At 60.3% G+C, this 12,691-nt stretch carries 10 protein-coding genes; 3 read left to right on the top strand and 7 right to left on the bottom strand.

Annotated features, from left to right (window positions below):
- Positions 1-252 precede the first annotated feature (252 nt).
- Positions 253-1,233: a cupin domain-containing protein gene (locus tag ACZYSM_RS06845; RefSeq protein ID WP_489070117.1), complete on the top strand. Its 981-nt coding sequence runs from the start codon at positions 253-255 to the stop codon at positions 1,231-1,233.
- 33 nt (positions 1,234-1,266) lie between these two features.
- Here ACZYSM_RS06845 and ACZYSM_RS06850 read toward each other — a convergent pair whose 3' ends face one another.
- From ACZYSM_RS06850 to ACZYSM_RS06880, 7 genes are all read right to left on the bottom strand, one after another.
- Positions 1,267-2,838, bottom strand: a complete 1,572-nt coding sequence (locus tag ACZYSM_RS06850) for a methyl-accepting chemotaxis protein (RefSeq protein ID WP_489070119.1) — start codon at positions 2,836-2,838, stop codon at positions 1,267-1,269.
- Between the two features lie 15 nt (positions 2,839-2,853).
- Positions 2,854-3,618, bottom strand: coding sequence for a class II aldolase/adducin family protein (locus tag ACZYSM_RS06855; protein WP_489070121.1), 765 nt, complete (start codon positions 3,616-3,618; stop codon positions 2,854-2,856).
- A 23-nt stretch (positions 3,619-3,641) separates the two neighbouring features.
- Positions 3,642-4,628 carry a ketopantoate reductase family protein gene (locus ACZYSM_RS06860; protein WP_489070123.1) on the bottom strand — a complete coding sequence of 329 codons (987 nt, stop codon included), beginning with the start codon at positions 4,626-4,628 and terminating at the stop codon, positions 3,642-3,644.
- 81 nt (positions 4,629-4,709) lie between these two features.
- On the bottom strand, positions 4,710-5,504 hold the full coding sequence (locus ACZYSM_RS06865) for an ABC transporter ATP-binding protein (protein WP_489070125.1): 795 nt from the start codon (positions 5,502-5,504) through the stop codon (positions 4,710-4,712).
- Entirely contained in the window at positions 5,501-7,303 is a 1,803-nt protein-coding gene (locus ACZYSM_RS06870; RefSeq protein ID WP_489070127.1) for a branched-chain amino acid ABC transporter ATP-binding protein/permease, read from the bottom strand. Before ACZYSM_RS06870 ends, ACZYSM_RS06865 begins: the two co-directional genes overlap by 4 nt.
- Positions 7,300-8,337, bottom strand: coding sequence for a branched-chain amino acid ABC transporter permease (locus ACZYSM_RS06875; RefSeq protein WP_489070129.1), 1,038 nt, complete (start codon positions 8,335-8,337; stop codon positions 7,300-7,302). Before ACZYSM_RS06875 ends, ACZYSM_RS06870 begins: the two co-directional genes overlap by 4 nt.
- Before the next feature lie 104 nt (positions 8,338-8,441).
- Positions 8,442-9,590, bottom strand: coding sequence for an ABC transporter substrate-binding protein (locus tag ACZYSM_RS06880; RefSeq protein ID WP_489070131.1), 1,149 nt, complete (start codon positions 9,588-9,590; stop codon positions 8,442-8,444).
- Positions 9,591-10,379: 789 nt separating this feature from the next.
- Between ACZYSM_RS06880 and ACZYSM_RS06885 the strand changes: the two genes are divergently transcribed.
- Positions 10,380-11,492 carry an amidase gene (locus ACZYSM_RS06885; RefSeq protein ID WP_489070133.1) on the top strand — a complete coding sequence of 371 codons (1,113 nt, stop codon included), beginning with the start codon at positions 10,380-10,382 and terminating at the stop codon, positions 11,490-11,492.
- Positions 11,493-11,518: 26 nt separating this feature from the next.
- Positions 11,519-12,691 carry an acyl-CoA dehydrogenase family protein gene (locus tag ACZYSM_RS06890; RefSeq protein WP_489070135.1) on the top strand — a complete coding sequence of 391 codons (1,173 nt, stop codon included), beginning with the start codon at positions 11,519-11,521 and terminating at the stop codon, positions 12,689-12,691.

A 12,691-nucleotide genomic window follows, 5' to 3' on the forward strand; every position in this document is an offset into this window, starting at 1 on the left:
CGCTGGCGTTACCTGACCGCCTTGCCCTGGTGCGATTATTGGTTTTGTTGTGCGGTTCCAGGTTGCCAATTGCTTGGCTTGCGTGTGGTGCATGACCTTTGTAAGCCCATGTTTGCCCCGACTCTATGCGCCAGACGCAGGGGTTGTTCCGGGCACGCAGAAAGCGTTTTGATGGCGTGAAAATTGCTTTCCATTTCCACTAAATTCTCAATGTGCCTGCGGGTAGCGACAACCTTTTTTAGGGGCTTTTACATGCTCGATAACCGCTCTTCGCTCCATCACCATTGCCTCCTGAGTTCAGCCGGGTTCGGCGAGGTCAAGGATCTGGTCAGCCACTACCTGTGGCCCCATCAGATGAAAATGCAGCAGGGCGGCTCCCTGCAATCTCAGCTCTACGGCGTGTTCTTCGGCAGTTCGGCCTTGTTTGATCTGCACTACGGCGCACCGGTGGAAATCGATGCTGGCGATATCACCAACTACTACTTGATCCGGGTCACCCTCGAAGGCAGCGGTATGGTCAGCTTGGGTAAGCAGAGCGCGATTCTGCGCAAGGGTGGGCTGACCATTTCATCGCCTTCCGAGCGCAGCTTTATCCGCATCGACAAGGACTGCCGTAACCTGATTCTGCGGGTTGATCGCGAAGCCCTCGAGCGCCAGTTGCAAGTGTTGCTCAACCGGCGTTTGCGCCAACCGCTGGTCTTCGATATCCAGGTTGACGCCGATTGCCAGGGCATGGCGGCGGTACGCACCACCCTGGACTACATCTGCCAGTTGTATAGCGACGCGAGCCAGACGCTGCTCACCTCGGCCATGGGCGGTAGTTTGTCGGACTATCTGCTGTCCGTGCTGCTGACTCAGTTGCCGCACAACTATTCTGTCGACCTGCTGGAGGACCAGCGTCAGCCGATGCCCCGCCACGTCAAGAAGGCCCGCGACTATATCGAGCAGCACCTGGCCGAACCGATTGCCCTGGCGAGCCTGGCGCAGTTCTGCGACGTGTCCATCCGCACCTTGCAGAACGGTTTTGCACGCTTTCTTCAGCAAACCCCCAGTGACTATGTGCGTACCCGCCGACTGGCTCTGGTCCACCTGGCCTTGCAGCAGGCCGGGCCGGCCGACAGCGTGACAGACATCCTGCTTCGTCACGGGGTCAGCAGCTTCGGTCATTTTGCTATGCAGTACCGCAAGCAATACGGTTGCTTGCCGTCCGCGACCCTACGGCGCCAGGCCTGATACGCCATGGCTGACACCTCAGGGTGGAGTCACTCAGCCCTGAAGAAAACGTTGGGCCAGGTCCAGTTGGGAGTTGGCCAGTTGGTGCAACTCCTCACCAATCTGGGTGCTGCGCCGGGACTGATCGCTGCTGGTTTGCGCCAGGGTGACGATCTGGGAAATCTGCCCGTTTATCTCTTGGGCGACGTGCCCTTGCTGTTTGATGGCCGAGGCCATTTGCAAGCTCATGCCGGAGATCTGCCCGACTTCATCACAGATGCGCCGCAACGCCGTCTGTACCTGCGCCACATCCTCTCGGGACTCCCGCGCGGCCGACTCGCCGCGTTGCGCGGTGGCCAACGCCTGGGCACTGCCATCGCGCAACAGCTCAATGGAACGCTGGATCTGCTCGGTGGATTCGCGGGTCCGGGTGGCTAGGCTGCGTACCTCGTCGGCTACCACCGCGAAACCTCGACCGGTCTCCCCAGCGCGAGCTGCCTCTATGGCGGCATTGAGGGCCAGCAGGTTGGTCTGTTCGGCGATGCTGCGAATCACATGGGCGACCCCACTGATTGACTCGATGGACTCGGCCAGTCGACTGACCGCCTGGCCGATTTCTTCGACCGAGGTACACAGGCCCGTCATCGACAGCTGGCTCTGATCGGAAATCCGATCCCCCTCGTGGGCGAGGCGATCCACGGCCTGGGTGGCTTGGGCCGCCTGTTGCAGATTGCGCGACAACTCCTGGATCGTGGCGCTCATCTGATGGACCGCGGCGGCCGACTGCTCGGCTTCTTCGAGTTGCCGTTGCAGGTGGCCCGACTGGGCCTGAACCAGCATCGACGATTCTTCCGCCCGTTTGCGCACGGTCTCGCCATTGATCTGGATCCGCGCCATGACTGTGCGCATCCGCGTGTTCTGGCTGTTGAGGGCCATGTCGAAACGGCCGGCCACGGAGGAGGTGTCGCCCTGTAGCGACGCCAACAGGGCGTCGCTGTAAACCTGGTCATGGCGGGCCATGATCCGGCCGGCGTCCGCGCGCTGCTTGGTCCGCCACTGCAAGGCCGACGCGAATATGCCGCCGAGTACCACCAGCCCCGGCGCCAGATCGATTTGTCCGCCGATCATTGCCCTTGTGACCACAGCCCCTAACAGCCAGGCGATGCCCTGGCTGCTGGCGTGTTCTTGCATGCGCTGGGCAAACGTCAGTGGACCGTGACCGGCGTTCAGGCGGCGGTAGAGCTTTTCTGCGCGCAAGCTTTGCGCGCTGTCGAGGGGATGATAGGCCGTGCCCAACGCGTTCAGCTGACCGGCCTCAAACAGCGGCACCACGTAGAGGTTGCACCAAAAGGTCATGCCCTGTTTGTCACGTCCCATCAAGGGCGCCGTCCACGGCACGCCACTGCGCAGGGTCTGCCACATGCGCTCGATGATTTGCTTGGGCATCAACGGATGGTTGATTAGCTCATGTGGCTGGTTCAGCAAGGCTTCCCTGGCATAACCGCAGAGCGTCAGGTAAGCGTCATTGCAGGCGAGCACATGGCCCTGGACATCCAGGCGCGAGATCGGGATTTCTACCAGTCCTGGCGCGGCGGACGGGTGTGCGAGTACGACTGACTTGTCCATGACACGCTCCCGCGATTACCAGCATTGGCCGCGTTCGGCGCGCATTTTGCGAACCATGGCGTCGAAGAATTTCACCGCGAAGCCGCTGTCCCGGATGAGCATGGCGGTAAGGTCGGCGCACTTGTGGCTGATGTCTTGCGGCAGTGGATTGTCTTCTCCGCCCAAGGCGCCGGCCTGGCATTGGATTTCGGCGGCGCGCTGCACCGTCCACAGCAGGAAGAACGCCTTGGCGATGCTGTTTTCGCCAACGGCTATGCCGTGGTTACGCAGCACCAGAATGTGCTTGTCCCCGAGGCTGTCGATCATCCGGGCTTTCTCGTCATCGAACAGCGTGATGCCTTCGAACGTGTGGTAACCTATCCGCCCGTAAAGCTGCGCCCCGTAGAAATCGTTGTGGCTGAAACCGGCCTTTTTCATGACGATGGCGGAGATCGGTGTGGTGTGGGTGTGGATCAGGCACTGAATGTCCGGGCGCGCACCGTGAACCGCGCTGTGCAGGGCGAAACCGGCGGGGTTGCCATCATAGGGCGAGTCTTCGAGCTTCTTGCCGTGCAGGTCGACCTTGAGCAGGTTTTGCGGCGTCACTTCGGTGTAGTTCAGCCCGAAAGGGTTGACCAGGTAATGGTGCGCCGGGCCAGGCAGGCGTGCAGAAATATGATTGAAGATGGTCTCGGTCCAGCCGAAGAAATCCACCAGGTGGTAGCAATGCGCAAGCTGCACGCGCAGGGCCCATTCTTCGTCGCTGTACTGTTCAGGTTTTTCCAATAGCGTGTGGCTCATGTCGGAGTCCTTGTCATAGAAAGTCAGTGGCAGGCCTGTTCGCCGCGAAAGCGCGCCAGGGCAATGAGGTGTCGCGTGACCGGCATTGGGATCGCCATGCAATCAGCCAGCTCCAGCACCGCATCACCGATGGCGGCCAGCTCCAGCGGGCGGCCTTTTTCGTAATCCTGGAGCATCGAGGTACGCACCGCGCCCATGCCGGCGCCGAGTTCGAGGAAGGTCTGTGGATCGATGCTCACACGAGCGCCATACGCGGCGGCAGTAAGCAGGGTTTCGTGCAGGCAGGTGCTGACCAGGTCTCGCAGATCCGGCCGACTGTAAAGCTGCTCGAGGGTGGCGCCGGTAATCACCGAGAGCGGGTTGGAGGTGATGTTGGCGATGATCTTGGTCCACAGGTTGTCGCGGATGCGTTCAGTGGCCCGAGCTTCGATCCCGGCGTTTTCGATCAGCGCGCGAACCCGCTCCAGACGCGGGCTGAGGCTGTTGTCGGGCTCGCCAAAAATCATCAGGTGCGGGGTGCGCGATTCGACCACGGCGTTGGCTGGGCACTGGGCGGTGATGAACACCACGCAACCGATCACTTGGCGCAGGTCCAGGGCCTGGCTGAGGATCGACTGAGGATCGACCGCGTTCACTCGTTGCCCGTCGAACCGTCCACCTTCGCCATGGAAGTACCACCACGGCACGCCGTTGACCACCGGGATCACCACGGTTTCGGCCCCGATCATCGGTTGGATCTGCAGCAGCAGGCTGGCCAGGGCTGGCGCCTTGGTGCAGAGAAAAATCAGGTCCTGTTCGCCCAGGCTGGCGGCGTTGTCGGTGGCGTCTAGCCGTACATGGTGGTTGCCGTCCAGGTCGGACAAGTGAATGCCGTCGCGGCGGATGGTCGCCAGGGTTTCACCGCGGGCCAGGACCTTTACCGTCTGGCCGCTGGCGGCCAGACGCGCTGCCAGGGTGCAGCCGATGGCGCCGGCACCGGCAATGCAGATGCGCAGAGAGGAAGCGTTCATCGCGACTCCGGATTATTCAGAAGAGCCTGGGAAGGCCCGGCTCGACGCCGTTTGGGCAGCGGCGCCGAGGCAGGGTGGACATCACGTGGCGAGCATTTCCTGGTGCTTGCTGGCCAGGCCCAAATAGGCTTCGATCACGCGTGGATCATCAGCCAGTTGCTTGGCCGGGCCCTGCATGGCGATCTGACCGGTCTCGAGGACATACGCGTAATCGGCGACCCGCAACGCGGCGCGGGCGTTTTGCTCCACCAGCAGGATCGACACCCCTTGGTCGCGCAGGGCGTTGATGATCCGGAAAATCTCCCGGGTAATCAGCGGCGCCAGGCCCAGGCTCGGTTCGTCAAGCATCAGCAGCTTGGGTTTGGCCATCAGCGCCCGGCCCACGGCGAGCATCTGCCGTTCACCGCCAGACAAGGTCGCCGCCAGTTGCTCGCGGCGCTCCCACAGCCGAGGGAACAGTTCATAGACTTCGCCCAAGGTCTCGCTGTAGCGACGGTCGCCTCGGCGATGGCGTTGAAAGGCACCGAGCAACAGGTTGTCGGCCACGCTCATACTGGTGAACAGCTCGCGTTTTTCCGGCACCAGGCCCAAGCCGCGCGAGACCATCACTTCCACTTCCGGCAGGCTTTCCAGGCTGCCGTCGAAGTTCACCTGCCCCCTGGAACCCAGCACGCCCATGATTGCCGAGAGCAGGGTGGTCTTGCCGGCGCCATTGGGGCCGATCACAGTGACGATCTGGCCCTTGCCGACCGTCAGGCTGGCGTTGCTCAGGGCTTCGACCTTGCCGTAGGCGACGCTCAGGTCCTTGATCTCCAGCACGGCGTCGCGGACCTGGTTGCGCGGCTCGGATTGCGGTTCTATGTGCATGTTCATCATTCGACTCCGCCCAGGTAGGCTTCCAGTACCGCAGGATCTTTCTGCACGTCTTCGGGCAGGCCCTGGGCGATGCGCTGGCCAAATTCCATCACCACCACGCGATCCACCAGGCCCATAACGAAGTCCATGTCGTGCTCGACCAGCAGAATGGCCATGCCTTCGTTACGCAGGCGGCTGAGCAGGATGCCCAAGGCTTCTTTTTCCTTCAGGCGCAGACCGGCTGCGGGCTCGTCGAGCAGCAGCAGGCACGGATCGGCGCACAGGGCGCGGGCTATTTCCAGAATCCGCTGTTGACCGAGGGCCAGGCTGCCAGCTTCTTCGTTGAGGTAGTCACCGAGGCCGACACGCTCCAGCTGCCGCCGGGCTTCGTCCAGCAACTCGACTTCTTCGCGACGATCCAGATGCAGCGCGGCCGACAGCACGCCCTGATGGCCACGCAGATGCGCACCAATAGCAACGTTCTCCAACACGCTCATGTTCCCCAGCAATTTCACGTGCTGGAAGGTCCGGCTCATGCCCATGCGCGCCACTTGCCGCGAGCTCATGCCATTAATTTTCTGGCCCATGAACAGCACTTCACCGGAGGTGGGTGTATCGACCCCCGAGAGCTGGTTGAACATGGTGCTCTTGCCGGCGCCGTTGGGGCCGATCAGTGCGAGGATTTCACCCGAGCGGATTTCCAGACTCATCTCGTTGTTCGCGACCAGACCGCCGAAGCGCTTGGTCACATTGCGCGCCTCCAGAATCAGCTCGCCGTGTTCGGGCAGTTGCCGGCGAGCCAGGGGGGCGGGGCTGGCGTTAAGGCTGTGGACCTTGGGGCGCACCCTGAAACGAACCGGTATCAGGCGGGTCAGCAGCGGCCACAGACCACCAGGCGCACGCTGCATCAACACCACGATCAGGATGCCGAACACGATGATTTCGTAGTTGCCGGTGTTGCCCAGCAAGTGCGGCAACCAGTCCTGCAACCACTGCTTGAGCATGGTCAGAATGCCGGCGCCGAGCAGGGCGCCCCACACGCTGCCCACACCGCCGATCAAGGCCATGAACAGGTAGTCGATGCCCATGTTCAAACCGAATGGGGTCGGGTTCACGAAGCGCTGGGTGTGCGCGTAGAGCCAGCCGGAAATCGCTGCGAAGACCGCCGAGATCACGAAGATCACCATCTTCGAACGGAAGGTATTGACCCCCATCGACTCGGCCATCACCTGGCCGCCCTTGAGTGCGCGAATGGCTCGGCCTTCGCGCGAATTCAGCAGGTTCTGGGTGACGACAATAGCCACCAGCAGTACGGCCCAGATCAGGTAGAAAACCTTCTCACCTTTATCCAGCTTGAGGCCGAACAGCGAAATCGACGGCAAGCCGCTGACTCCGGTGTGACCGCCCAGCGATTCCAGGGTGCCAAACAGGTAGTACAACGAAATACCCCAGGCAATCGTTCCCAGCGGCAAGTAATGCCCGGACAGCTTGAGCGTCAGCGCACCAAGAATCAGCGCCACCGAAGCGGTCAGCACGATGCCCACTAGCAACGTCAACCAGGGCGACGTCCCGGCCCAGGCAAGCCAGCCCGGTAATTGTTCGGTGGTGGTGAGGTAGGCCGACGTGTAGGCGCCCAGCCCGACAAATGCGGCCTGGCCGAAACTGGTCATGCCGCCCACGCCGGTCAGCAGGACCAGCCCCAGTACCACCAGGGCGTACATGCCGATGTAGTTGAGCAGGGTGACGTAGTACGGCGGCAACAGCAGCGGCGCAACACCTACTACCAACAACAAGACAAGCAACAAGTAGCGCGGATTCATTCCTCTTCCTCCACATGACGGCTGGTGACCGAACGCCAAAGCAGGAACGGAATAATCAGCGTGAACACGATGATTTCTTTGTAGGTGCTGGCCCAAAACATCGAGAACGCCTCAATCAGGCCAACCGCCAACGCACCGAGAGCGGCCGCTGGATAGCTGACCAGCCCGCCAATGATCGCGCCGACGAAGCCCTTCAGACTGATGATGAAGCCAGAGTCGAAATACAGCGTGGTGATCGGCGCGATGAGGATCCCCGAAAGGGTGCCGATCAGCGCCGCCAGCATGAAGGTCGATTTGCCCACCAGCGTCGGTGAGATGCCCATCAGCCGGGCGCCCATGCGGTTGACTGCGGTGGCGCGTAAGGCCTTGCCATAAAGCGTGCGTTCGAAAAACAGATACAGCCCGACAATCAGTCCCAGGGACACGGCCAACACCCAGAGTGTCTGGCTATTGAAGGTCACCGGGCCGAGCTCCAGACCGACTTCGGAGAACGGTCGGGTCTGGGCGCCTTCCGGGCCGAACAGCAGCAGGGCGATGCCGACCATACTGACGTGCACCGCGATCGACACGATCAGCAGCACGAGTGAGCTGGCCGAGGCAATCGGCTGGAACACAAGGCGATAGATTTGCGGCCCCAGCGGGACCACCAGCGCGAGCGTCAGCAGTGCCTGAATCGCCATTGGCAAATCGGCCAGCGGCAAGGTGTTGATCAGCACGGCTATCAACCCGGCGTAGCCGAGCTTGACGAGGATGCGTTTGGGAAAACGAAACGCCTGGCTCGAACGTGCCGCACCCCACACATCGAGTGTGCAATCAATCAGCGTCAGGCCGAGCAACAGCCAGACCAGGGCAGTCGGGTGACCGCTCTGCAACGTGGCCATGGTCAAGGCGCCGTAGGTAACGAATTCACCCTGAGGGATCAGCAGGATCCGCGTGACGGTGAACACCAGGAGGATCGACAAGGCCAGCAGCGCATAGATCGCGCCGTTGGTCATGCCGTCCTGGCCCAGCAGCATGGCTATCTGGAAATTCATAATGGGAACTCTTTTCTACAGATTGAATATCAAGCGTGCCTGCCGGCGAGGGTCGACTCGTTGGCAGGCAGGGCAAGCAATGGGCAACGTGCCCGGGGTGTCGATCAGTTGTCGCGCAGCAGCATCCAGTTGCCATTCTTTACCTGGATCAACTCGCGACCGCGCTCGTCGAAGCCGCTGTGGTCCTGTGGCGTCATGTTGTAAACACCTTGGGTGCCGGCCAGTTCGTTGGTTTGTTCCAGCGCGTCACGCAGGGCTGCACGGAACTGCGGGGTGCCGGGGGCGGCTTTTTTTGCAGCAATCGGGATCGCTTGCTGCAACAGCAGGCCGGCATCGAAAGTGTTACCGCCGAAGGTCGCTGGTTTGCTGCCGTTGAGCTTTTCGTAGGCGGCGGTGTATTCGCTGGCGATTTTCTTCGAAGGGTGGCTGTCCGGGATTTCATCGAGGACCAGCATCAGGCTGGCGGCCAGGATGGTGCCCTCGACTTTCTTGCCGCCGAGCTTGAGGAAGTCTTGCAGTGCTGCGCCGTGGGTCTGGTAGACCTGGCCGCGATAGCCCTGGTCGAACAGCGTGGCTTGCGGCATCACGGCCGAGCTGCCTGGCGCTGCGACCAATACTGCGTCGGGGCGGGCCGAAAGCATTTTCAGGCTCTGCCCGGTCACCGAGGTGTCCTGGCGCTGGAAGCGTTCGTTGGCCACGACCTTGATGTTGTGCTCTGTCGCCAGGCCGGACATGACCTTGGCCCAGTTCTCGCCGTAGGGGTCAGCGGTGCCGATAAACGCGAGTGTCTTGACGCCTTTTTTATCCATGTGCTCGAACATCGCCTTGGCGATCAGGTCATCGTTCTGCGTGGTCTTGAACACCCATTTCTTCTGTTCGGTCATCGGCAGCACTACGGCGGCGGTGCCAACCGGAGCCAGCAACGGCACGCCGGCCTCGGCGACAAACTGGATCACGCCCATGGCGTTAGGCGAACCGCTTGGGCCAATGATGGCATCGACATTTTCTTCGTCGATGAACTTTTTCAGCGCCTTCACCGTCGCAGTCGGGTCGCTCGCATCATCCAGAGAAATGTATTTCACCGATTGGTCGCCGGCCTGAGTTGGCAGCAGCGCAATGGTGTTTTTCTGTGGCAGCCCGATCAACGCAATCGGACCGGTGGAGGAGGTGATGACACCGACTTTCACTTCAGCCTGCGCGGCGGCGCAGGCGACACTCAACAACAATGTGGACACGGCTTTTCTGAAAAGCATGACTTTCTCCGAAGAGTTGCAAGGCGCTGCAAAAGGCTAATTGGCCAGCCGGCTCGACCATGTGTGGTGCGAGTACGGCCCAAGGTACGGCCTGTTTTTTTTGGCGAACTGCTGCGGTACCCCATGGCGTGTTACCGAGCGTGTGGGTACCGGTCGACCATGAGCAATCGATCGAAGGCAACCTGGGCAAAAGCAGATTGCATGCCAGAAAATTTTCCAAAGATGGCAGAACGCCGTTACTGCCGACCTTCAGCCGACGCTTTACAAGACGATCCGGCCAAGGCTTGGCGATGACCTGGAGGGGATGATTTCAGGGGCTCGAAAAACACCCACCACGCCACGCCGAATAAGGCCTTGATCTGGATCAAGGGTGGGTGAAACGGTCAAAAAAACACTTTAAAAAACATCAAAAAAATGCGATTTTTTTAGGTGTTATTCACGCCATTTTTTGCTGTTTATTTATTTTTGTAATTTTTATCTTTGCAGAATCGTCAGCCATGAATTTTACGAAATGTTTCCACGCATTTACTTGGAAAAAACAGATTAAATAGCTGATAAATAAGGAGTTTATAAATATTTATGAGTTTTTATCGTTTGTGCATCAGTGTTACCAAATTGCACGCAGTCGGTGCGTTCGGCTGAAAATTGCACCGAAAATACACACTCTTAAGTTTGGTAAAATTCAATTGACATTTCACGTAAATATTACGATTTTAGATTTAAGCGTTCACCCAGGCCTTCGCGCCGAGGGCAACCGTTCTGGTGAGACATAACAAGCAGGTAATAAGCATGTCGATCGTCGTCGAGGATTTAGCGTTAGGTGGGAGCGGCCGCTCGGTCATGGTGAAAGACACCATTGATATCGCTGGCTATCCGACCCGCGCTTCGAGTTATGCGCTGGCCGATGCGCCAGCTGCCGCCGAGCATGCACACGTGGTTCAGGCTGTTCTGGATGCGGGCTGCCAGATCACCGGTAAAACCAGCCTTCATGAATTGGCATTCGGCACCACCGGCCTCAACGCCTGGACCGGCACTGCGTCCAATCCGCGCTATCCGGGTTACATCCCCGGTGGCTCTTCCAGTGGTTCGGCGGCCGCAGTGGCGGCGGGGCTTTGCGACTTCGCACTGGGCACCGATACCGGAGGTTCGGTACGGATTCCAGCGGCCTGCTGTGGTGTATTCGGTCTCAAGCCAACCTTCGGCCGTGTCAGCCGCCAGGGTGTCATGCCGGCGTACAGCACCCTCGATTGCGTTGGGCCGCTGGCACGGGATATGGACTGTTTGATCGAGGCGATGGAAGCCATCGACCCGACGTTCAAGTCTGTATCGGTGCCTGAAAATCTTTCTATTGGGGTCATCGCGGTACAAGCCGACGAACAAATCCACGCTGCGGTGAACCAGGCTCTGGGTCGATCGGGCTTCACGCTGGTCGAGCAATCACTGCCTGGCATGCTGGCGGCTTATGGCGCAGGAATGGTGGTCATCAACGCCGAAACCTGGGCAGCGTGCGGTCATCTTCTGCAAACCGGTCGAGTCGGCAATGATGTCGCCGACCGTCTGCGAGACGCCAGTTTGACCGCTGCCGAGTCCGTTGAAGAGGCCGAAATTATCCGCCGCGCATTTACCGCAGAAGTGGATGCGGCCTTGGCCATCACCCCGATTCTGGCCATGCCGACCATGCCTGCCTATCCGCTGCTGGTCGCCGATGCCGCCGACACACGCGCCGCGCTGGGCATGACTTCACTGGTGCGCGCTTTCAATCTTTCCGGTCACCCGGCCTTGAGCATTCCACTGGAAGGCGCCTCAGGACTACCGGTCGGCCTCCAACTCATTGCCGCCCATGGCGCGGATGAACTGCTGTGTGCAGTCGCCCGCGAGCTGGTCCGGCGCCTGGAAGACTAATCGTCATGCTTACTATGGAGAAACCCATGACTGCGCCAAGCGAGCTGAACCAACAGCGCTGCGTGCCGATCACCGCGAATGAAGCGTTTCAGAAGTTACTGGCCGAGATTCGTGTGCGTGCCCGGAACGAAGAATTCGATCAGCAAAAATTCATCTCTCAGGACGTTGTCGAGCAGTTCCGCAAGCTCGGTGTGTATCGGGCGCTGGTGCCTAAGCGCTTTGGCGGTGACGAGCGTTCGCCCGCTGATTTCTGCCAGATGGTTGAAGATATTTCCATCGCCGACGGCTCGGCCGGTTGGGTCGCCAGCTTCGGCATGAGCCCGGTTTACCTGTCGTCGCTGCCGCTCGAAACCATCAAGAAGATCTACGCTGATTCGCCCGACGTGGTATTCGCCGGCGGAATCTTCCCTCCGCAGCCTGCGGCGTTTGTCGAGGGTGGTCTTGAGGTCAACGGGCGCTGGAAATTCTCCAGCGGCTGCATGGGCGCCTCGCTGATCGGTGTCGGCATCAGCCCGAAAAACGGCGAGATGCTTGGCTTGCCACGCCTGGCGGTGATGCCGCGGGAAAAGGTGCGAATCGAGGAAACCTGGAATGTCGTCGGCCTGGTCGGCACGGGTAGCCATGACGTCGTGGTCGAAGGTGTTGTGGTGCCGGAAGAGTGGACGTTTGTGCGTGGCGGTCCGTCGAATCTGGACGAACCGTTCTTCCGTTATCCGTCGCTGTCCTTCGCTACTCAGGTGTTGTCGGTAGTCGGCCTCGGGGTTGCGCGTGCGGCACTCGATGAATTGAGCGGCATGGCCAGTGGGCGGATCTCCGTGACCGGTGCGCCGTCGTTGTCCGACCGGCCGCTGGCGCAGGTCGAAATGGCCAAGGCCGAAGCCTCGTTGCGCGCCGCGCGTTCGTGGTTCTACCAATCCATCGACGATGCCTGGAACAGCGTATTGGCAGGCGATGCCGTGAGCGTCGAGCAGACCAACATGCTGCGCCTGTCCTCGACTCACGCCACCCGCGTGGCAGCCGATGTTGCGCGCACCGCACAAATGCTTTCGGGCATGAGCGGGGTTTACCGCACCAGCCCTCTGTCACGTTTCGTCAACGACACTCAAGTCATTACACAGCACGCCTTCATGGGCGACATGACTTACCAGAACGCCGGCGCGATCTTTTTCGGCAACAAACCGCTGCCTGGCTACCTGTAA

This window comes from Pseudomonas sp. F220, from assembly GCF_057813935.1.

Coding starts and splice junctions, on each gene's coding strand:
- ACZYSM_RS06845 (WP_489070117.1), top strand. CDS start 253: ATGCTCGATAACCGCTCTTCGCTCCATCACCATTGCCTCCTGAGTTCA.
- ACZYSM_RS06880 (WP_489070131.1), bottom strand. CDS start 9,590: ATGCTTTTCAGAAAAGCCGTGTCCACATTGTTGTTGAGTGTCGCCTGC.
- ACZYSM_RS06850 (WP_489070119.1), bottom strand. CDS start 2,838: ATGGACAAGTCAGTCGTACTCGCACACCCGTCCGCCGCGCCAGGACTG.
- ACZYSM_RS06865 (WP_489070125.1), bottom strand. CDS start 5,504: ATGATGAACATGCACATAGAACCGCAATCCGAGCCGCGCAACCAGGTC.
- ACZYSM_RS06855 (WP_489070121.1), bottom strand. CDS start 3,618: ATGAGCCACACGCTATTGGAAAAACCTGAACAGTACAGCGACGAAGAA.
- ACZYSM_RS06860 (WP_489070123.1), bottom strand. CDS start 4,628: ATGAACGCTTCCTCTCTGCGCATCTGCATTGCCGGTGCCGGCGCCATC.
- ACZYSM_RS06870 (WP_489070127.1), bottom strand. CDS start 7,303: ATGAATCCGCGCTACTTGTTGCTTGTCTTGTTGTTGGTAGTAGGTGTT.
- ACZYSM_RS06885 (WP_489070133.1), top strand. CDS start 10,380: ATGTCGATCGTCGTCGAGGATTTAGCGTTAGGTGGGAGCGGCCGCTCG.
- ACZYSM_RS06875 (WP_489070129.1), bottom strand. CDS start 8,337: ATGAATTTCCAGATAGCCATGCTGCTGGGCCAGGACGGCATGACCAAC.
- ACZYSM_RS06890 (WP_489070135.1), top strand. CDS start 11,519: ATGACTGCGCCAAGCGAGCTGAACCAACAGCGCTGCGTGCCGATCACC.